Below are 18,463 nucleotides of genomic sequence, written 5' to 3'. Positions count from 1 at the left end.
GCCTATCAGCCGAACAGGCCATGCAGGAACCAGCGTTGCTCTTCTTCCGCGTCGCGGCTGCTCACGCGCTCGCGGTAGATCCAGTAGCAGCTCTGGTCGTCCGCCTGCGCGACGAAGTAGTCGCGCGTGACGAGCTCGCCGTCGAACCAGCCGCTCTCGATGCGCTCGCCCGGCGACACCATGCGCAACGGCGAGCCATAGAACGGGCGGTGCTGGCGCATCAGCAGACGCACGGGCGTGTCGAGCATCCACGTCGGGCGGGGCAGATTCTGCGGCAGCGGGCCGGGCTTGACCGGCTGCGACACCGGCACCCAGCGGTTCGCGATCTCCGGACGATGATCGGCGCTCGGCGCGGGTTTCAGCACGTTCTCTTCGCCGAGCCGCGCGACCAGCAGTTCGAGCAGCCGCGCGTGATCCTCCTGCGAGCCGCCCGGTTCGGGAAACAGCGTGTCGGACGCGGGCGCGGCCGACTCGACGTTCGACGCGTCGAGCCGCAACGCGATCACGGGCGCGGCGAGCTCGATACGATGCAGCCGCTCCTTGAGCAGCCGCATCAGATGTTCTTCGCGCCAGGTCGGCTCGCCGAGTGCGACGTCGATCGTGGTCGGCTCGATCGCAGCGCGTCCGCGCTCGTGTTCGAGCGACAGGCGAATGCCGGTGAGCGCGAGCTGTTTTGCGCACAGCCATCCGCACAGTTGCACGATCAGGCGCTGCGCGCCGAACACCGCGCCATCCGCGTGTTCGAGCCGGTCCGGCATCTCGATGCGCGCCGAGAACGTGGGCGGCAGTTCGAGCCAGTCGAACAGTTCGGGCGCGGTCCCGAACGCGCGGTCGAGCGAGTCGAGCAGATGTTCGCCGCAGCGGCGCTGCAAGCCGGCGCGGGGCAGGCGGCGCAGATCGGCGATGCGCTCGCAACCGAGGCCCGTGAACCAGTCGGCGAACGGGCGGACTTCGGGCACGGCGAGCATCGGCAGGGCGGACAGGCGCTGGTCGAGCGACGCGAGCTTCAGCACGCGCCGGTTGCCGAACTTCGCGAGCAGCCACGCGCCCTGGCCGGTCGGCGCGGCACTGATGCGCGCGGTGAAGCCGAGCGCGTCGAGGATGGCTTTCGTATCGCGGCACAGCGCGAGCAGGCCGCCGAAGAGCCGCAGACTCGCGCCGATCTCGACGACGACCGTCGCCTCATCGAGCAGCGCGACTTCGGGCGAGAAGCGCATCAGCGCGATACCCACCTCGCGATGGGCCGCCGTTTCACGGCCGCTATCGCGCTCATACATCTCGGTCTGCGGCGACAGCGTCAGCACGCCGCCGCGCTTCATGCCCGGACGCACGCCTGCCGAGCGCGCGGCGGGGTCGGCCATGACCACCTTGTCTTTCTCCAGCACCGCGCAGCCATGCGCGGGCTCAGGCGACCACTTCGGTCTGAAGACCTCGAGCGGCAACTTTGGCAGATGAACGGCGAGAAAGACGCGCATGTCGGGAAAGCAGAACGGGAGTGGGTTGAAGGGGAATCGACAGGGGCTCTGCGCGAGCGGGCCCTCGTCGTTTCACGATGTCGATGGTGAGACCTTCGGCCGATGGCCTGAGCGCGAGCCGCAGCAGCGCGGGGGATGCCTCCTGCGCGGTGGCGAGCGGCCGCACCATGATGAAAAGCGTCTCCGACGACTGCGCGGCCAGATGCAGACGGCGCAGCGACGACGCCTGCGCGTACTGCGCCCAGAAGATCAGCGCGCCGCAACTGCCGGCGCGCAGGATCTGCTCGGCGGACCACAGCGCGTCGGCGGTTTTCGGCGCATTGATCCGCAGCACCTGCTGCAGCGACAGGCCGATGTAGTTGAGCCCGAGGCCGTCCGGCGTATGCGGCGGTTGCACGAAGACGAGCGGACGCTCGCCGACGGCGCTGAGCGCCGGCTGCAACAGCCGCAGTTCGCCGACGCCGGCCTGCTGCACGAGCAGATCGACCAGCGCGCCGAGCGGCCAGCCACCGCCGGGCAACTCCGCCGACAGGGCCAGATAGCCGGTATCGACGCTGCGGCCGCGGCCAGCGCCAAGCTGGGACGCCCGCCACAAGGACGGGTGAATGGCTTCCGGTGCTGGCAGGGCGGCTGTCATTTGCGAAAATACCTGTATGGATATACAGTATCCTACATGGTTTTATGAGATAGCGAACAGGCACTTTTTTGGGGGCGGGTTCATGGACATGCGAGTGCGCAAGCCAGCCGGGCATCCGATGCCGGAGATCGCGGCGTTCGTGGCCGAACTGAAAGCGGTGTTCGGCGAGCCGGACATCGATGAAGCGATTCGCCGCGGCAAGGCGGGCGAGCCGACGTTTCATGCGCGGGAAAACGGACGCTCGGCGGGGACGGCGGCGCCGGTTGCGGCGAACGTCTGGCGCGTGGATCGCGCGGTGCGCGACCGCCATTACTGCGAGGGATGCGACGGCTCGTGCATTGGCAGCGCGAAGTCGTGCCGTCCATAATGGCAGCGGCCCTCAACCCCGGAGAACCCCATGTTGCGCACGTACCTCGGAAGTTGCCATTGCCAATTCGTGAAGTTCGAGGCTCGCATCGATTTCGACGAGGGCACGTCGAAGTGCAATTGCAGCTACTGCAGCAGGCTGCGATTCTGGCACGTGCAGGTTCGCCGGGAAGATTTTCGCCTTCTTTCGGATGAAGCCGCGCTCAGCGAATATCAGGGGCACAATGCGGTCGCGCATCACCCGTTCTGCACACGCTGCGGGGTCCACGTATTCGATCGCATCGATATGCCAAACGGCACAGGGTATCCGTATATCAACGTGAACATCATGTGCCTCGATGAACTCGATCTCGATGCGGCGCTGAATGCGCCGGTGACCTATCGGAATGGCCTGCACAACGACTGGGGCAATCCGCCTTCGGAAACGCGGCAGCTTTGATTGCGCCGGTCAGGGCGCTCTGCGCGGATGGTGAGGCATGTCTGGCTGGTGGGCGTCCAGTTGATGGCGTTCGGACGTGAACTGGGCGAACTCGGGCTTGAAAGATCGCCGCGAGGCGATAGCGGGCTTTGACGCGTTGTACGACTGAGCGCGCGCTGGATTCATTTCAAAATCTCGAAAAATGTAATAACATTGTGTTTACCTTGCATTAGCTGGGTATAACATTGTATATACGGTATAGCCATGAAAACGACGATTCGCAAAATGGGCAACTCGCAAGGGGTGTTGATCCCCAAGCCGATACTTGCCCAGCTTGGTTTAGAGGATGAGGTAGACATGGAAGTCGAGAACGACGCGCTAGTAATTCGTCGTCCGCAGAAAGCTGTGCGCGAAGGCTGGGCCGTTGCAAGCAAACGGGTTGCGGAAACCGGCGACGACGCACTGGTGATGGGTGAGTTCGGCAACGCAGGTGATGCGGAGATAACGTGGTAGTGCGCGGCGAGGTTTGGCTAGTCGCTCTCGATCCGACGTTAGGTAGCGAAATCCAAAAGACACGTCCTTGCGTCGTAGTCTCTCCGCCTGAACTGCACGATCACCTTCGCACGGTCATTGTCGCCCCGATGACCTCGAAGGGCCGCCCCGCGCCCTTCCGCGTGCCGGTGACTTTCAAGCGAAAGCAAGGATTGATTTTGCTAGACCAAATTCGCACCGTTGATAAGGTGCGGCTGGTCAAGAAAGAGGGTTTTGTTGCCGGGAATACTTTGATGGACACCCTGAGAACGTTGCAGGAAGTGTTCGCTGAATGAAGGGGAAAGTACTTGGCGCGCAAGCGCTCCGCACGCAGGCCGGTATCCGTCTCCCACATGCGCAATGACGATCCCTCGTCGACGAGCAACGCGGCGCCGTCGCGCATGTACGTCACATCGCCGTTCGCGCTACCTCGTGGGTAATCACAGGGCCGCGATAGATGATCGCATTCGATCTTCGTATGAGGCCTGATTTCGCCTTTGAACGAAAAGCCGGCGGCTCTTACTACGACGACCGGCAAACCCGCGGAGCCGGAAGCACGCCGACGATCCCTGCAATGGCAGATGAGTTGCGCAAGTGACTCACCGCGAGCTTCGTATTGCACCGCGCCGCACAGGCAGCGTCCCATCCAGGGAGTCGACATGGATCTTCTCCGGTTCAAGTGATCCAGTGTTAGCTCGGGAGCCTAAGCATACGTATAACGGACCGTAGCCTGGCAGAGCATCGTCCTGATCTTCGATGCATGGCAGACCGTCTCGAAGTACTCGCGGCCCATCGACACGCTCATCCGGCCGGCCGCGATCAGCGTCGAGCACGTCGGCAAAGGGCGTCTTGTCGATTTGCCCTTGCGCGGTCAACGGCGTGATAGCAGGGGTGTAGATGCCTTCGAATTTCATGTTGTTGTTCCGGATAGAGGGAAACGGGAGTCGAGACGATGGACGACACCGCCGCGGCTGCGACGCAGCATCATCCGACCGGACGTTCGCGCTTAATGTGCCGCGCGTCCGAGGCGCTCGAGCAGCGGTCTCGTTCCCATTTCGCGCAGGTACGGTTTCACCGGATCGCTCGTGTGGCCCACGAGCGGATCGACGGGCGCGCCCGGCACGGCGTTGGCGTTCGCGAAATGCCGTTCGGGCGTCCGTGCCGCCTGCGTAGCGGCGGCTTCGCGCACGGCGATGCCCAACTCGCGCAGCGTCACCGTTGCCGCGGTGATTTGCGCGCCGTCGGCTGCGTGCTGCGGGAGGGCGTCGACGATGTCGCCGCGGGTGAGAAAGCCGCGCGTGAGGCCGAGTTCGATCAGCGCCTGAAGGGGGGCCGACGCGTCCCCCGTCCGACGGACCGATCACGGCATCGGCCGCGGCCATCGCGCGTGCGCCGCTTGGCGGCGCACCCACGGACCAGCGCTCAAACGCGTGGCGCATAGACGTTGCACCAGCCGTCGGCCGAAACGGATTTGCCCGGGAACATCGGGCACGGTCCGGCGGAGTCGCCCGCTGCGCCGGTATAGAAACGGCAGTTCGCGCAGGTCTGGCCCGCGTGGTACTTGGGGAACTTCGCGGCGTCGACGCTGCCCGCTTTCGCACGATAGCCGAGCGAGCTGGCCGCGGCGTCGTTTTCATCGACGGCGGGCGGCGCGGCTAACGCGAGCTCGGCGCTGGCGAGCGCGGCACACAGGCCCGCGGCCTGAAGAATGAAGTGTCTGCGGTTGTGAGAGACCATGGTGATGCCCTGAGAAAAGAAATGAGTCGTCCATGCCGCATTCGATTGAAGCGGCGTGGCGTCGTAATGCGGTGCGAAGCAACCTGTTAGTGGCGCGGTCCGGCGTTCAGCGGGGTGGTCGAGGATTGCGCGGCTTGCGCGGTCAGCTTCGCGCTGCCGGTGTCGTAGCCATTCGTATAGAGCAGGAAGGCCATCAGATCGGCGTACTCCTCGTCGCTCATCTTGCCGGGATGATCCGCGGGCATGTTGGTCGACATGTACTGGTAAATGCCGCCGATCGTCAGATGCGAGTTCGCCGCTGGCGCGAAGGCCGGTCCGATCAACGACGGCGCGGTGTTGCCTTCGAGTTTCTCGCCGTGGCATTTCGCACACGAATCGGCATACAGATGTTCACCGTGGGTGACCTGATCGTGATCGAACGACGGTGTCTCGGTCGTCGCCGCAACCTTGATGAAGCCGCCGGCGGCGGGCATGCCGCCCACGCGCCATAGGTCCGCACGCGGCGACGCCTGGGTCGGGCCGTCGAGATAGCGCGCGAGATTCGCGTGAGTGCTGGCCGCGGTCGCCGAATCGCTCGCGAGGGTGGTTGGCAGCGCCCAGTTGCGCGTGAGCGCTGCGAGCCGGCCATCGCTGCGCAGACGCGTGAGCGCGTCATCGATGCGCTTTTGCAGCGGCTGCGTGTCGGGCCCCGACGCGAACACCAGATTCCAGTCGGCATAGGGCGACTCGGCGACGGCGACGTCGAAGTGCTGCTGCGGGTGCGCATGCCGATACGCCACCACGGCCGGGTACCAGACGATCGCGCGCTGGGCGCGCCCTTTCGCGAGGGCGTCGACGGTCAGCGCGGAGGTGGTTTCCAGATCGAAGCGCGCGTTCTTCTGCTGGACCGCGATCAGTTGCGACGGGCTCGACCAGGTGGCGGCAATGGTGATCTTGCTGTCCGGCGCCGCGACGGAGGTGTTGGCCGCATGGCCGCCGCGCAGCGTGACGCTGACGTAACCGGAGTGCAGATAGCTCCCGGAAAAGAGCAGGTGCGAGTCGGAGCCGTCGGCCACGCTCGAACGTGGAAAGCCCGCGATCACGTCGCAGTTGCGCTGCAGCGATGTCGAGAGCTCGCGAGCGGAGATGCCGTCGTCGCCGCCGTCGTCGTCGATGCCGCGCGGCGCGAATGTCGCGGTAATGCCCGCCGCGCTCAACACCGCGCGTGCAACGGACTTGTCCAGTTCGGCCGAAGGGCTGCCGGGCATCGTGCACACGCGGACGCTGGAAGACGTCCGCGCGGCCGCCTGGGCGGCAACATGTGCGGCGCCGGCGACGAGCGCGCCGGCGAGAGCAAGGTGAGTGAATCGAATGTTCATGATGGTGCGTTCCTGTGATGGCGGGAACACCGCGCCCGCATGGGCTGCGTGCGGGCGCGGAAAGATGCGGCTGCGAAGGCCGGATGGGCAGAACGATGCGGGTGCGGTGGCTGCGCCTAGCTGCGATCGAGCGCGAACACGTACAGCGTGCCGCCGCGCGGAACGTCCTTCGCGACGTCGGCCATCGGGCCGCCCCAGATCGGATTCGCACCGCCGTAGCCCGCGAGCACGGCCACGTATTCCTTGCCGTCGACTTCGAACACGGAAGGTTGCGCGACGATGCCGCTCGCGAGTTGCGGGCTCTCCCACAGCACCTTGCCCGTCGTCACGTCGAACGCGTACAGATGGCCGTCGAGCGAGCCGCTGAAGGCGAGGCCGCTGGCCGTGGTGGCGACGCCACCGTTCCAGGGCATCCTGGTCCAGTGACCCCACAGCTTCTTGCCCGTATTGACATCGATGGCCTGAAGCTCGCCATAACCCTGGCTGCCCGGTTCAGGCTGGATCTCGAAGCCTTCGCCGAGGTAGGGCAGACCCTCCATGTAGCTGACCGACTTGCCGGACAGGCTCATGCACGCATGCAGCGAGGGCACCACCGCGATGTGCCGCTCGGGATCGTAGGAAGTCGACCACCAGTTCTTGCCGCCGAGAAAGCTCGGACAGGTGTTGATCGTCGTGCCGGCCTTGGGAAACCGGCTGGCGTCCTGAACTGGTTTGCCGTCGGCGGTATAGCCCGTCACCGACAGCGCCTTGACGAACGGCTCGGCGTAGATCAGCTTGCCGGTCTTGCGGTCGATCGCGTGGAAGAAGCCGTTGCGGTCGGCATGGATGATGGCGTCATACTGCTTGCCCTTGTAGCTGATGTTGGCAAGAACCGGCGTGTTGACGCCGTCGTAGTCCCACGTGTCGTTACTCGTGTACTGATAGTGCCACTTCAGGTCGCCGTTCTTCGGATCGAGCGCGAGCAGGGAATCGGAGTACAGATTGTCGCCGGGACGCAGCGCGGCGAGCCACGGTCCCGGATTGCCGACGCCCCAGTACAGCGTCCGCGTGGCGGCGTCGTAGGTGCCGGTCAGCCACGCCGCGCCGCCGCCATGTTCCTGCATGCCGTCGGGCCACGTATCGCCGCCCTTGTCGCCGGCATTCGGGATCGTATAGCGCTTCCAGATGATCGAGCCGTCGTCGGGATCGAGTGCGGCGATATAGCCGCGAATCCCATACTCGCCGCCTGATGTACCGACCACGATCGCGCCGTCGAGCGCGAGCGGCGCGAGCGAGAACGCGTAGCCGAGACCCGGTTCGAACATCTGCTTCTTCCACACGACATTGCCGCTCTGCGCGTCGATCGCGGCTACCTCGCCGCTCAGCATGGCCACGTAGACGTTCTTGCCATACAGCGCGACGCCGCGATTCACTACGTCGCAGCATGCGGTCCTGAACGATTCCGCGCCGAGCTTCGGCTCGTATTTCCAGAGCTTCGTGCCGCTCTTGACATCGAATGCATAGACGTTGTCTTTCGGCGTGCTGACGAAAAGGTAGCCGCCGTTGACGATCGGGGTTGCTTCGAAGCCTTGCTTGAGTTCCGCGGGGAACTGATAGCTCCAGGCCTCCTTGAGCCCGGCGACATTCGATGCATCGATCTGCTTCAGTGGCGAATGTGACTGGCCGCTATAGCTGCGGTAGTAGGTGAGCCAGCCTGGGTCGCTCTGTGCTTGAGCGAGGCGCTCGTAGGTCACGGCGGGGTAGTCCGGGGCGGCGTGCACCGGAGCCACGTTCAGTGCCATCGCGATCGCGATGCTCGCTCCAAGGACAGCCGGCCGGCCTACGGCGGGCGAACGGTTCTTCATGGTCGTCTCCTGAGTGTTTGTCGATGCAGTGCCGGCAGAGGCGTCGCCCCTGTGTTCCGTGTCGATCCGGTTGCGGTGCCGTTACTGCAAGTCACATGCCATTTTTGTGGGCGAGTCCGAAAGGGCGGCACGCCTGAAACGGGCGGTGGCACATATCGCGCGTAGAGCGCTCCATGTGTTGCATCCCGGTACAACGCCGGGCGATGGAGTGTTGAGAAACAGGACAGTTGCAGCGCTGGCGCGCATGCTCGGGTCGAGCGCGACGCCAGGATCGCGGGCGAAGCTGTCGCTGAAATGGATGGCCCGGAGCTTGCTTAAGAGGACGGAGAAAAGTCCGGCAAGGTACAAGGCTTTCCAGGAGGGAGACAATGCGCGATGACGTTCACCGGGCCGTGGCTCAGACTGCCGTACGGTCCAATGACTTTCCCGTGCCGGCAATTCAGAAAGCGCACGAACGCTCCGAAACGTTTGGTCTGTGCGCGTCGGCGCGGCCGGAATACGAGGTTCTTTCGAACGCGGGTCTCGTGCTCAAACGCGAGCAGAACCGGGTGTTGTGCGCGCATGCGATGCCGGTGATGGAGTCGCTGCACGAGCAGATCGCCGACACGCAAAGCATGATCGTGCTGACCAATGCCGAAGGGCTGATCCTGCATTCGATCGGCGACGACGACTTCCTCGCGCGCGCGGAGAAAGTCGCGCTGCGGTCCGGCGCGAACTGGGCCGAGGACCGCCAGGGCACCAATGCGATCGGTACGGCGCTGGCCGAGCGCTGCGCGATGGTCGTGCACGGCGACCAGCACTACCTGGCGGCAAACCGCTTCCTGACCTGCTCGAGCGTGCCGATTCTCGATCCGTATGGCGACGCGATCGGGGTGCTCGACGTGACGGGCGACTACCGCAGCTATCATCAGCACACGATGGCGCTCGCCAAAATGTCGGTGCAGATGATCGAGAATCATCTCTTTACGACGACCTTTCACGAAACGCTGCAAGTGTCCTTCCATAGTCGTCCGGAGTTTCTGGGCACGCTGATGGAAGGCATCGTGGCGTTCACGAGCGACGGACGCTTTCTGTCGGCCAATCGCAGTGCCCAGTTCCAGCTCGGCATGTCGCTCGCCGGGCTGCGCGCGCATACGCTGTCGTCGCTGTTCCAGACCACGAGCGCGCAACTGATCGATCGCGCGCGCGTGAGCCTCGACCCGCACCTGATGCTCAACCTGAGCAGCGGCGCGGTCGTCTGCGCGCGCGTGCAGTTCAGGCGGGCGTCGCTGGCCGAGGGCAGCCGCCCGGTCGCCGTGCACGACGGCGCCCGCGCGCTCGCGCGCGAGGAGCCGCCGCAGGCGGCCGCCGGACTCTCGCGTCTGAGCTATCTCGACACGGGTGACCCGCAGGTCGCCGCGGTCATTGCGAAGGTCAGGAGGGTGATCGGCAAGGACATTCCGATCCTGATCAATGGGGAGACCGGCACGGGCAAGGAACTGCTCGCGCAGGCGATCCACAACGATTCGCCGCGCTGCGCCGGGCCGTTCGTGGCGCTCAACTGTGCTTCGATTCCCGAGACGCTGATCGAATCCGAGCTGTTCGGCTACGAGGAGGGCGCATTCACCGGGGCGCGGCGCAAAGGCGCGATCGGCAAGCTGCTGCAGGCAAACGGCGGCACGCTGTTTCTCGACGAGATCGGCGACATGCCGTACTCGCTGCAAGTGCGGCTGCTGCGCGTGTTGCAGGAACGCGTCGTCAACCCGCTCGGCTCGACGAGGAGCATTGCGGTGGACGTCGCGATCATCTGCGCGACGCACCGGGACTTGCGCGAGATGATCGCGCAAAACCGCTTCCGCGAGGATCTCTACTACCGGCTCAATGGCCTCGTGGTGCGTCTGCCGCGGCTGCGCGACCGTACCGACCTCGCGGTCGTGATCCAGAAGATGTTGCTGCGCGAATCGATCGCCAGCGCGAGCGGATGGCCGCTTCACGTCGCACCCGATGTCATGGCGATGTTCGAGCGCTGTCCATGGCCGGGCAACTTCAGGCAGCTTGGCAACCTGCTGCGCACCGCGGCGGCCATGGTCGACGCGGACGGCGAGATCCGGCGCGAGCATTTGCCCGATGACTTCTTCGATGATCTGCGCTGCGGCGTTTCGTCGAGCGGCGCGGCGGATACGCCGGGCTCGGGCAATGCGTTCGCGCCGGAGTGCGCGCGCCTGCAGGACGTGACCGTGTCGGTGATTGCCGCCGCCCTCGCGCGGCATGGCGGCAACGTTTCGGCGGCCGCGCGCGAGCTCGGCGTGTCGCGCAACACGATCTATCGCAAGATGCCCGCGGTCGAGCCGGATCGTGAGGTGGACGACTTCTGAGCCCCGCCGCGCCGCTTTCATCAGCACTTCTGTTTCGCCCACGTGCTGTCACACCGTTGTTGCGTCCCGCAGCAGTGGTGCTCCAAAAATCAACACTGCCCATCTCCCGAACGCGTCGTATGGCGACGCGTTTGTCCCGCTTACGTCAGCGAATTGACGATGTCGGTGCCCATACGCAGGCGAAGGCTTGTGCGCGAGCCAAACGAGCCTCGCGGGGCGACATCGGCATGTCCTTTGCTTTGAAGGGAACGGCCGCGCATCGAGTGCGGTTCTTCCGTCCCATCGCAAACAAGGAGACATGCCATGCAATGGATCACTCCGTCGTACGCCGAGGTGCGTTTCGGCTTTGAAGTCACGATGTATATCGCCAATCGCTGAGCGGGCTGCGGCATGCCGCCCGCAGTGCCGTAGTGGCGCCGCGGGCGGCGCTCGCCACGCCGGGCACGCCCGAGGCGCAGCAGCGCGCGCTCGATATCCTGCGGTTCAAACTCGATAATTCTCTGGTCGATCCTCGATGCGGTCGAAAAGGCCTGGCCCCTATGAACACGCGTGACGCGGATAGCGGCGTGCCGCTGCGCCCCCGGCTGCGGAGCGTCTTCCGCCTGCAGTGGGAAGCGGCGCAGGACGCCTACGTGCTGCTCTATCCCGAAGGGATGGTGAAGCTCAACACTAGCGCCGGCGCGATCCTCGCGCGTTGCGACGGAGAACACGAGCTCGACGACATCATCGTCGAACTCGAACGGCTTTTCGGCACGTCCGAACTTGCACCCGACGTCTATCGCTTTCTCGATCACGCGCGGCTGCGCGGCTGGCTATCCTGAGATGGCCCACGACCATCCCGGTCTTTCCGTGCGCGTGCGGCGGCTCCTCGTGCCACGCCAGCGTCTCGAATAGCGGCTCGACTGCTTCCTCGTACGCGCTTCGGGCACGGTACCGGGCCCCTCAGCGAAGGTCCATCCGTGCTCGAGCATCAGCCAGTGGACCACCGACATACTGACCATCTCGTTCAAGCCCCTGAGCGCCCGCCCGATCAACGCACGATGTGCCCAAGGGCAAGCCAGGCTGACGTATGGCAATTTCCACAACACATTGGCGCCGGTGAGGACACCGGCGACCATGGATCATGAAGTAAGCGGAGGAAGGCGCGTCGAATGCCGACGCGACCGTCAAAGACGGCGCGCGTGCTTCGCCGATCTGACGCTCATTGCCCGCGGATGATGTTTGCGAGCCGATTGCCGCGCGTCAGCAAACATTTTGCGAACGTTGCACAATGCGGGTTGGGGACACCAGCCGGAATTGGCCAGCCATTGGCCGCCACGCCCGGCCGCCATCAAGCCGCCATTAAGCCGCCATTAGCCAGTCAATCATGCCAACAGCAGAGGTTGAGAGTCTGCCCAGTCAACTGCCGGGAATGCTGCCGCGATTATGGGCGTTCTCGCTGCGCCTGTGCGGCAACCAGCACGACGCCGAGGATCTCGTCCAGCGGGCCTGCGTCCGCGGACTCGAACGCGCCCACCAATTGCAGCCAGGCACTTCTCCTCTGAGCTGGATGTTTTCGATCGTTCATTCCACCTGGATCAACGAGCTGAGAGCGCGCAACGTGCGCAACCGCTCGAGCATGGAATGGGACGACGATTTTCTGCAGACCGTTGCTGATCCCGATGCGCGCACGCCGGAAGAGAACCTGCTGAACGGCGAGATCATCGCGGCCGTCAACCGTCTGCCCGAGGCACAACGGATCGTCATGCTACTCGTGGCCGTCGAGGGCCTGAGTTACGCCGAGGCTGCCGAGGCGCTCGGCGTGCCGATCGGCACGATCATGAGTCGCCTGTCCCGCGCGCGGCAGACCATTGGGGCGCAATTCGGCAATCGTGAAGCCACGGCGGCGCGCTCATCCAGCAGCGAGCGAGAAGTGTGATGACGATCGACGACACCATCCTGTTAGCGTACGTCGACGGAGAATTACCGCCGGACGAACGCGCACATGTCGAGAGCGCGATCGGCAAGTCGGACGACGTGGCATCGCGCCTGTCGATACTGCGGGCCTCGCAATTGCCGTACGCGGAAGCGTTCAGCCAGCAGGCGTTGCCGCCGGTGCCAGAGACATTGCGCCGCAACGTCGACGAATTGATTCGACAGCATCTGGCAGGTGCGTCGGCACAAGGCGCGGTCAATGCCGCCGACGCAATCGATACCGCGACCAGCGGTGAGTCATCGATCCCGTCCGGTGGCAATGTGCATCGGCTGAAGCCGCGCGCATCATTGCCGTGGCTGGCGGTGGCGTTCGTCGCGGGCGTGTTCTCCTGCGGCATCGCGTTCCGTCTGTTGCCGCAACTGACCGGTGGCGGCGCCATCACGACGTCATCGAACGATCCGGGCGTGTCGCCGTGGATCGCTGCGGCGGCCGGCTATCAGCAGCTTTACACACGCGACACCGTCGCCTCGTTGCAACCCGACATGCGCGCGACCGCCGCCACCGCCGCCGATATTCGTCAATACGACAATCTGGCGTTGCAGATTCCCGACCTGCGCAGTCAAGGGCTCTCGTTCAAGCGCGTGCAGCGCCTGAGATTTCGTGGCAAACCGCTCGTGCAGATCGTCTACCTGCCGGAGCATGGCGGCCCCGTCGCGTTATGCGTGCTGAAAGAAGCGAAGGCCGACGCGGCGCCCGCGCGCGATCGCGTCGGCGGCATGGACGTGGTGGCGTGGCGGCGCGGCCAACTCGGTTATGCGCTGATCGGCGAGCACGGCGGCGTCGATCTCGAAGCACTCGGCAAACGCCTTTACGGCGGCGAGGTGTCGACCACCATCGGCCGCACGGACGCGCATGACGATGCCCGGTCGGGCTGATCACCAGCGAGGCCATGGCTTGCTGCTGCGCTGGCTCGCGGTTTTCGCGGCGCCTATGTTACTGCTGGCGCTGTTCGTCTGGTGCGCCGGATGGTTCCCGCCGCGCCTGACTTCGCAGCGGATCGTCGATGCATTCGAAGCGACGACGACGCCGCACCCGGGCTTCCGGCGCAACCACGCGAAGGGCATCTGCATCACCGGACACTTCGACAGCAACGGCAACGGCGCGTCGGTATCGCGCGCAAGCGTGTTCGAACGCGGCAGCTACGCCGTCGTCGGGCGACTGTCGAGGCCCGGCGGCAATCCGCAACAAGACGACGGCGAAGCCCTGGTGCGCAGCTTCGCGTTGCTGATCGCGCTGCCGCACGGCGAGCAATGGCGTCTCGCGATGAATTCGACGCCGATTTTCGCGGTGCGCACGCCGCAGGCGCTATTCGAACAGCTTCAGGCGGAAGCGCTGGATCCGCACACCGGTCAGGCGAACCCCGCAAAAATGCAGGCGTTTCTCGACGGCCATCCTGAGGCCCGCGCGTTTCTCGAATGGGTCCGCTTGCACCCGCCATCGTCCCGCTTCGACAACGCGGCCTATTTCGGTATCAGTTCGTTCCGGACTACGGATGCGCAGGGCGTGCAGCGTTTCGTGCGTTGGGAGGTGGTGCCGGACAGTCCCTGGCGTCCTGTCGAAGCTCGCGCGCAAAGCGATCCAGACTTTCTGTCGCACGCTCTGATGACGCAACTCGCGAAGGGGCCATTGCGCTGGCATCTGGTGCTGAACGTCGCGATGCCCGGCGATCCGATCGACGACTCGACGCGGCAATGGATCGACTCACCGCAACGCGAGCGGGTCGACGTGGGCACGATCGTCATCGATCGCGCGCAGGCGCAGATCGACGGTCCCTGTCGCGACATCACGTTCGATCCGACCATCCTGCCCGATGGCATCGCGCCATCCGCCGATCCGTTGCTGGCCGCGCGGTCGTCGACGTATAGCGTATCGTTCAATCGCCGAACTCGGGAGGAGGCCGTTGCCGGATCGAATGGTCGTTGAATGTCGTCTCGACCGCGAGGTGTCGGGAGCGACGCCTGAGAAAACGGTTGGCAATAGCAAGTCCTGGCCAGTGATCCACGCTTCATCCGCGCGCTGCGTACGACCTGCGAACAACGCGCAACTACGGTTATCATGGGAATTTGATGACGAACGGGCGGTGCCCGACCCGCGCCTTGCAGGCGAATGCTGATCGTGCTCAACTTCCTTTAAGCCTATCGTCCTATGAGACCCGACGACAGTAAATTGATCGCGTATGTCGATGGCGAACTTGACCCGTCCGAGGCGGCATCGATCGAAAAGGAACTCGCCGTTTCGCCTGAGTTGCAGGAGAGCGTCGATTTGCTGCGCGCGTCGCAGCTCCCTTATCGCGAGGCGTTTTCAACGCAGAAGCTACCGCCTTTACCGGGCGAATTGCAGCGCCGTATCGAAGCAATGGCGAGCGCCGCACAGCGCGACGAATCGAATCACGCATCCCATCAGCCGATACCCGCAAGAAAGCCGCAGGCGCGGCTGTGGCTTGCCGCGGCATTTGTCGCCGGCGCGTTTTGCGCGGGCCTCGCGATGCGGCTCGGACCTGCATGGCTGGGCGTGCCCGGCAGTGGCGGCGCGATTGTCGCGTCGAACGACGCGACGTCGTGGATCCATGCAGCGGTGGGCTATCAACGGCTCTATACACGCGATACCGTTGCCGACATCACGCCCGACCTCGGCGCGTCGGCGAAGACCGTCACGGCGATCCGGTACGTCGACGGCATTGCATTGCGTGTGCCGGATTTGCGGGAGGCGGGGCTGTCGTTCAAGGCAGTCGCGCGCCTGCGCTTCAACGACAAGCCGCTGGTCCAGATCGTCTATCTGCCCGACCACGGCGCGCCGGTTGCGCTGTGTGTGATGAAGGACGCGCGACCGGACCAGGCGATCGCGCAACAGCAGTTGAACGGCATGACCGTCGTATCGTGGCGGCAGAACGATCTTGCCTATGCGCTGATCGGCAAACCGGACTCAACCGATCTCCAGTCGATCGCACAGCGGATCTCGAACAGGAGCGTGGACGCGTTGTTCGCGCTTAACGATGCGCCCGATGCGAAGCCGAGGGATGCGAGTACATGAGCGCGGCGCGATCTGATCGCAGTGCGGGCCATTCCGCGTGACGGCGTCCGGAGTCAAGTTCTGCCGGTTTTTTGCGTGACGGGGTATGACAGGAGAGTCGTAGTGAAACGAAACGATGACCTCGCTGGTCGTTGTTTCGCTCTATTCAGTAAACGGCGACCCGTGAGCCGCGATTCGTAATCGAGGTCATAGCCACAAACGATTGGTCGCAACAGTGGTTTTTGGATAAACATGCCCTGCGCACGCGTTCGGTCAAAATCGAAATGGAGCGGCGCTGCCTCTGGCAATTCTGCAAGCATCCGCGTTTAAGCCGTTGACGAACTCCATGCAACGGTCCCACATAAAGAGGTGGCGTCAGATCCGCCAAACCTCTGCTCGGCGAAGAGACCAATCAACCGGTCCAGAGAAATTCTGTCTGGCCTTGTTCCTGATGTGATCGATGTTAGGCCCTGGTTCGACGTGACCCTCAAGCGGCACGTCGAGCCGTCGTTCAAGGGCTCTACTCGAAATTGGCCACTCAACCATGTCCACCACTGTCGTTGAGAGTTTGCCGGACCTTTTACCCGGAATGCTGCCCAGATTGTGGGCTTTCTCGTTGCGCCTGTCCGGCAATCAGCACGACGCCGAAGACCTGCTGCAACGTTCGTGCGTACGCGGACTCGAACGGGCGCATCAACTGCAGCCCGGCACGGCGCCGCTCAGCTGGATGTTCTCGATCATCCATTCCACGTGGCTCAACGAATTGCGGGCACGCAGCGTACGAGGCCGGGCGAGTGTCGAGTGGGATGACGCATTGCTAGCCGTCTCCGATCCTGCCGCGCGTTCTCCCGAAGATGTGCTGCTGAGCCGTGAGATCATCGCCGCCGTCGGGCGCTTGCCCGAGGCTCAGCGCGTGGTGATGCTGCTCGTCGCGTTCGAAGGATTGAGTTACGCCGAAGCCGCGCAGGTGCTCGATGTTCCGATCGGCACGATCATGAGCCGCCTGTCGCGCGCGCGGCAAAGCATTGGCGCGCGCTTCGACAGCGGCGCGGGACCGGCCGCACGTTCGGCTCCGCCTCGGGTCGAAGTCGGTCGATGACGATCGACGACGCCGACCTGCTTGCTTATGTCGATCGTACGTTGGCTCACGCGCGCGTGGCCGACATAGAGCGAGCGATGCACGAGTCCGTCGATATTGCGAATCGCGTGATATGGCTGATGGCATCGAAGTTTCCATACACTGAGATCGTCGGCCGGCAAAGCTTGCCCGCATTGCCCGTAGCGCTGCGGTTACGGATCGATCGCCTGATCGCGGCCGCCTGACGATCGATCGGCGGCGCGAGCCGGGAGATTCAGGGTGGCGGGTCGTCGAAGGCACGCAAAAAAGCCTCGCGATCCACCGACGCCGGCAGCGCGTCGGCCAGTCGCGCACGGAAGGTCGCTGCGTCCGCGCCACGCGCGGCCCGCTCGGCGATCACGTGTGCGAACGGTCCGACGTGCGATGCGAGCCGCCGCGCAGCGGCCTCGACGTGCTCGGCATCGAGCGGCATGCACGCCGCGGATGTCGATTCGATGGGCAGCGTGCTGCGCTTCGAGTCATCGCCCGAAGCGATCACGTGCTGCTTGAGCAGCGTATCGAACTCACGACGAGCGGCGTCGTTGGACAAATGGCGCGCAAGCTGAGCCGCCAGTGTTTGCGAGTCAGTCGCATGCGATGCGGCGCGCCGCACGAGCAGCGAGGCAATGGGGCCGACGTGGCTGGCGAGCCGTTGCTCCAGCTGGGCCAGAAACTCGGGTGGCCAGTCTGGTCTGGCAGCCCCCGCCGGTGCCGCAAGCGTCTGACGCAACGGCTGCGCGCGCACGACGGTATGGTCGGGATCGAGCCGCGCCATGAATGAGTCGTGCAGCGTAAACAAGGCGTTGCGCCAGCTTTGCGCGGACGCATAGCGGTCGTCTGGCCGTTTGGCGAGCGCCTTCAGCACCATGGCATCGAGTTCGGCGGGCAGGCTTGTGACATGCGTCGATGGGGGCGGCGGCATCTCGTTCATCACCTGATGCATCACGGCGGCTGGCGCGCCGCTAAACGGGCATTGCCCGCTCAGCATCTCGTACAGAACGACGCCGGCGGAAAACAGGTCGCTGCGTGCGTCGATCTCCGCGCCTGCATACTGCTCCGGCGACATGTAGCTTGGCGTGCCGATCATCATGCCGGCCTGCGTCAGGCGTCCTGTATCGAGCTGTGCGATGCCGAAGTCGGTCACCTTGCATTCGCCGCGCGGCGCGATCAGCAGGTTCGCGGGCTTGATGTCGCGATGGATCACGCCGAGTTCGTGCGCATAAGCGAGTGCGTCGAGCAGTTGCGCGAACCACGTGAGCGCATCGAGCAACGGCATCATGCTGCCATCGCGGGCGTGCTGCGCGAGCCGTTGCGCGAGGTTCTCGCCGCGTACGTATTCAAGCGCGATGAACGCGACGCCTTGCGCCTCGCCATAGTCGAACACGCCGACGATGTGCGGATGCACGAGACGGCCGGCAGCGCGCGCTTCGTTGAGAAAGCGTGCGGTCAGCTCCGCACCGGATGGCTCCGCCGTGCCTTGTCCGTCGTTCAGTGACGGGGTGCGAATCGTTTTCAGTGCTACCTCGCGCTGGATATGCGGATCGGTCGCGAGATAGACCGTGCCCATCGCGCCGCGACCGAGCACCCGTTCGATCCGATAGCGGCCGATCTGTCGCGGAGTCGCGCCGGTTTGGGAAGTCAT

At 64.6% G+C, this 18,463-nt stretch carries 21 protein-coding genes and 3 pseudogenes; 13 read left to right on the top strand and 11 right to left on the bottom strand.

The annotated features are described in order from the left end of the window. Positions 1–5: 5 nt before the first annotated feature. Together HWY30_RS11065 and imuA are read right to left on the bottom strand one after the other, a co-directional pair. Positions 6–1,475 carry a Y-family DNA polymerase gene (locus tag HWY30_RS11065; RefSeq protein WP_176078883.1) on the bottom strand — a complete coding sequence of 490 codons (1,470 nt, stop codon included), beginning with the start codon at positions 1,473–1,475 and terminating at the stop codon, positions 6–8. After that, complete coding sequence (imuA, locus tag HWY30_RS11060) at positions 1,405–2,112, bottom strand: translesion DNA synthesis-associated protein ImuA (protein WP_143037151.1); 708 nt, start codon at positions 2,110–2,112, stop codon at positions 1,405–1,407. Before imuA ends, HWY30_RS11065 begins: the two co-directional genes overlap by 71 nt. Positions 2,113–2,194: 82 nt before the next feature. Here imuA and HWY30_RS11055 point away from each other — a divergent pair, with 82 nt between their 5' ends. From HWY30_RS11055 to HWY30_RS11040, 4 genes are all read left to right on the top strand, one after another. Next, positions 2,195–2,479 carry a hypothetical protein gene (locus HWY30_RS11055; protein ID WP_090804206.1) on the top strand — a complete coding sequence of 95 codons (285 nt, stop codon included), beginning with the start codon at positions 2,195–2,197 and terminating at the stop codon, positions 2,477–2,479. Positions 2,480–2,509: 30 nt separating this feature from the next. Next, positions 2,510–2,917, top strand: coding sequence for a GFA family protein (locus HWY30_RS11050; RefSeq protein ID WP_090804208.1), 408 nt, complete (start codon positions 2,510–2,512; stop codon positions 2,915–2,917). 243 nt (positions 2,918–3,160) lie between these two features. Next, positions 3,161–3,409: an AbrB/MazE/SpoVT family DNA-binding domain-containing protein gene (locus HWY30_RS11045; protein ID WP_090804210.1), complete on the top strand. Its 249-nt coding sequence runs from the start codon at positions 3,161–3,163 to the stop codon at positions 3,407–3,409. Beyond that, a complete protein-coding gene (locus tag HWY30_RS11040) occupies positions 3,403–3,723 on the top strand; it encodes a type II toxin-antitoxin system PemK/MazF family toxin (protein ID WP_090804212.1) in 321 nt (106 codons plus the stop codon). The genes HWY30_RS11045 and HWY30_RS11040 overlap by 7 nt, the downstream gene beginning before the upstream one ends. Positions 3,724–3,974: 251 nt before the next feature. On the opposite strand, the pseudogene HWY30_RS43305 reads toward HWY30_RS11040, so the two are convergent. From HWY30_RS43305 to HWY30_RS11010, 7 genes and pseudogenes are all read right to left on the bottom strand, one after another. After that, positions 3,975–4,073 (bottom strand): annotated as a pseudogene (locus HWY30_RS43305) (GFA family protein); the annotation flags it as partial. After that, entirely contained in the window at positions 4,027–4,341 is a 315-nt protein-coding gene (locus HWY30_RS42930; RefSeq protein WP_244144870.1) for a hypothetical protein, read from the bottom strand. The pseudogene HWY30_RS43305 and the gene HWY30_RS42930, both read right to left, overlap by 47 nt. Before the next feature lie 92 nt (positions 4,342–4,433). After that, complete coding sequence (locus tag HWY30_RS11025) at positions 4,434–4,643, bottom strand: hypothetical protein (RefSeq protein ID WP_244144869.1); 210 nt, start codon at positions 4,641–4,643, stop codon at positions 4,434–4,436. 9 nt (positions 4,644–4,652) lie between these two features. Continuing rightward, positions 4,653–4,700: pseudogene (locus HWY30_RS42925) on the bottom strand (hypothetical protein); the annotation flags it as partial. Positions 4,701–4,849: 149 nt separating this feature from the next. Beyond that, entirely contained in the window at positions 4,850–5,164 is a 315-nt protein-coding gene (locus tag HWY30_RS11020) for a high-potential iron-sulfur protein (RefSeq protein WP_090804216.1), read from the bottom strand. Positions 5,165–5,250: 86 nt separating this feature from the next. Further along, positions 5,251–6,522, bottom strand: coding sequence for a c-type cytochrome (locus HWY30_RS11015; protein WP_090804218.1), 1,272 nt, complete (start codon positions 6,520–6,522; stop codon positions 5,251–5,253). Between the two features lie 116 nt (positions 6,523–6,638). Continuing rightward, positions 6,639–8,366, bottom strand: a complete 1,728-nt coding sequence (locus HWY30_RS11010; protein WP_090804220.1) for a methanol/ethanol family PQQ-dependent dehydrogenase — start codon at positions 8,364–8,366, stop codon at positions 6,639–6,641. A gap of 368 nt (positions 8,367–8,734) precedes the next feature. Here HWY30_RS11010 and HWY30_RS11005 point away from each other — a divergent pair, with 368 nt between their 5' ends. The 3 genes from HWY30_RS11005 to pqqD all read left to right on the top strand — a co-directional run bounded on the left by HWY30_RS11005 (position 8,735) and on the right by pqqD (position 11,541). Further along, positions 8,735–10,720, top strand: coding sequence for a sigma-54-dependent Fis family transcriptional regulator (locus HWY30_RS11005; RefSeq protein WP_090804222.1), 1,986 nt, complete (start codon positions 8,735–8,737; stop codon positions 10,718–10,720). 303 nt (positions 10,721–11,023) lie between these two features. Then, positions 11,024–11,098 (top strand): pyrroloquinoline quinone precursor peptide PqqA, encoded by a 75-nt coding sequence (gene pqqA / locus HWY30_RS42920; RefSeq protein ID WP_090805708.1) that lies wholly within the window; start codon positions 11,024–11,026, stop codon positions 11,096–11,098. A gap of 161 nt (positions 11,099–11,259) precedes the next feature. Then, a complete protein-coding gene (pqqD, locus tag HWY30_RS10995) occupies positions 11,260–11,541 on the top strand; it encodes a pyrroloquinoline quinone biosynthesis peptide chaperone PqqD (RefSeq protein WP_090805710.1) in 282 nt (93 codons plus the stop codon). A 99-nt stretch (positions 11,542–11,640) separates the two neighbouring features. On the opposite strand, the pseudogene HWY30_RS10990 reads toward pqqD, so the two are convergent. After that, positions 11,641–11,790: pseudogene (locus HWY30_RS10990) on the bottom strand (glutathione S-transferase family protein); the annotation flags it as partial. Positions 11,791–12,086: 296 nt separating this feature from the next. On the opposite strand from HWY30_RS10990, the gene HWY30_RS10985 reads away from it, so the two are divergent. The 6 genes from HWY30_RS10985 to HWY30_RS10960 all read left to right on the top strand — a co-directional run bounded on the left by HWY30_RS10985 (position 12,087) and on the right by HWY30_RS10960 (position 17,027). After that, positions 12,087–12,638 (top strand): RNA polymerase sigma factor, encoded by a 552-nt coding sequence (locus HWY30_RS10985; RefSeq protein WP_090804226.1) that lies wholly within the window; start codon positions 12,087–12,089, stop codon positions 12,636–12,638. Then, on the top strand, positions 12,638–13,570 hold the full coding sequence (locus HWY30_RS10980) for an anti-sigma factor family protein (protein ID WP_090804229.1): 933 nt from the start codon (positions 12,638–12,640) through the stop codon (positions 13,568–13,570). The genes HWY30_RS10985 and HWY30_RS10980 overlap by 1 nt, the downstream gene beginning before the upstream one ends. After that, complete coding sequence (locus HWY30_RS10975) at positions 13,554–14,618, top strand: catalase family peroxidase (RefSeq protein WP_090805712.1); 1,065 nt, start codon at positions 13,554–13,556, stop codon at positions 14,616–14,618. Before HWY30_RS10980 ends, HWY30_RS10975 begins: the two co-directional genes overlap by 17 nt. 222 nt (positions 14,619–14,840) lie before the next feature. Next, positions 14,841–15,725: an anti-sigma factor family protein gene (locus tag HWY30_RS10970; protein ID WP_090804230.1), complete on the top strand. Its 885-nt coding sequence runs from the start codon at positions 14,841–14,843 to the stop codon at positions 15,723–15,725. A 523-nt stretch (positions 15,726–16,248) separates the two neighbouring features. Continuing rightward, positions 16,249–16,803, top strand: coding sequence for an RNA polymerase sigma factor (locus tag HWY30_RS10965; RefSeq protein WP_090804233.1), 555 nt, complete (start codon positions 16,249–16,251; stop codon positions 16,801–16,803). After that, entirely contained in the window at positions 16,800–17,027 is a 228-nt protein-coding gene (locus HWY30_RS10960) for a hypothetical protein (protein WP_090804235.1), read from the top strand. The genes HWY30_RS10965 and HWY30_RS10960 overlap by 4 nt, the downstream gene beginning before the upstream one ends. 29 nt (positions 17,028–17,056) lie before the next feature. Here the strand turns inward: HWY30_RS10960 and HWY30_RS10955 are convergent, their stop codons facing one another. Then, positions 17,057–18,463, bottom strand: coding sequence for a serine/threonine-protein kinase (locus HWY30_RS10955; protein WP_090804237.1), 1,407 nt, complete (start codon positions 18,461–18,463; stop codon positions 17,057–17,059).

This window comes from Paraburkholderia tuberum STM678, from assembly GCF_902833905.1.
Lineage (GTDB): Bacteria > Pseudomonadota > Gammaproteobacteria > Burkholderiales > Burkholderiaceae > Paraburkholderia > Paraburkholderia tuberum.
Note: the sequence above shows the minus strand (reverse complement) of the source record. Positions and strands in the feature narration are given on the sequence as shown.

Coding starts and splice junctions, on each gene's coding strand:
- HWY30_RS11005 (WP_090804222.1), top strand. CDS start 8,735: ATGCGCGATGACGTTCACCGGGCCGTGGCTCAGACTGCCGTACGGTCC.
- HWY30_RS11015 (WP_090804218.1), bottom strand. CDS start 6,522: ATGAACATTCGATTCACTCACCTTGCTCTCGCCGGCGCGCTCGTCGCC.
- pqqD (WP_090805710.1), top strand. CDS start 11,260: ATGAACACGCGTGACGCGGATAGCGGCGTGCCGCTGCGCCCCCGGCTG.
- HWY30_RS10970 (WP_090804230.1), top strand. CDS start 14,841: ATGAGACCCGACGACAGTAAATTGATCGCGTATGTCGATGGCGAACTT.
- imuA (WP_143037151.1), bottom strand. CDS start 2,112: ATGACAGCCGCCCTGCCAGCACCGGAAGCCATTCACCCGTCCTTGTGG.
- HWY30_RS10965 (WP_090804233.1), top strand. CDS start 16,249: ATGTCCACCACTGTCGTTGAGAGTTTGCCGGACCTTTTACCCGGAATG.
- HWY30_RS11050 (WP_090804208.1), top strand. CDS start 2,510: ATGTTGCGCACGTACCTCGGAAGTTGCCATTGCCAATTCGTGAAGTTC.
- HWY30_RS11055 (WP_090804206.1), top strand. CDS start 2,195: ATGGACATGCGAGTGCGCAAGCCAGCCGGGCATCCGATGCCGGAGATC.
- HWY30_RS11010 (WP_090804220.1), bottom strand. CDS start 8,366: ATGAAGAACCGTTCGCCCGCCGTAGGCCGGCCGGCTGTCCTTGGAGCG.
- HWY30_RS10975 (WP_090805712.1), top strand. CDS start 13,554: ATGCCCGGTCGGGCTGATCACCAGCGAGGCCATGGCTTGCTGCTGCGC.
- HWY30_RS10980 (WP_090804229.1), top strand. CDS start 12,638: ATGACGATCGACGACACCATCCTGTTAGCGTACGTCGACGGAGAATTA.
- HWY30_RS11045 (WP_090804210.1), top strand. CDS start 3,161: ATGAAAACGACGATTCGCAAAATGGGCAACTCGCAAGGGGTGTTGATC.
- HWY30_RS42930 (WP_244144870.1), bottom strand. CDS start 4,341: ATGAAATTCGAAGGCATCTACACCCCTGCTATCACGCCGTTGACCGCG.
- HWY30_RS11020 (WP_090804216.1), bottom strand. CDS start 5,164: ATGGTCTCTCACAACCGCAGACACTTCATTCTTCAGGCCGCGGGCCTG.
- HWY30_RS10955 (WP_090804237.1), bottom strand. CDS start 18,463: ATGACTTCCCAAACCGGCGCGACTCCGCGACAGATCGGCCGCTATCGG.
- HWY30_RS10985 (WP_090804226.1), top strand. CDS start 12,087: ATGCCAACAGCAGAGGTTGAGAGTCTGCCCAGTCAACTGCCGGGAATG.
- HWY30_RS10960 (WP_090804235.1), top strand. CDS start 16,800: ATGACGATCGACGACGCCGACCTGCTTGCTTATGTCGATCGTACGTTG.
- HWY30_RS11065 (WP_176078883.1), bottom strand. CDS start 1,475: ATGCGCGTCTTTCTCGCCGTTCATCTGCCAAAGTTGCCGCTCGAGGTC.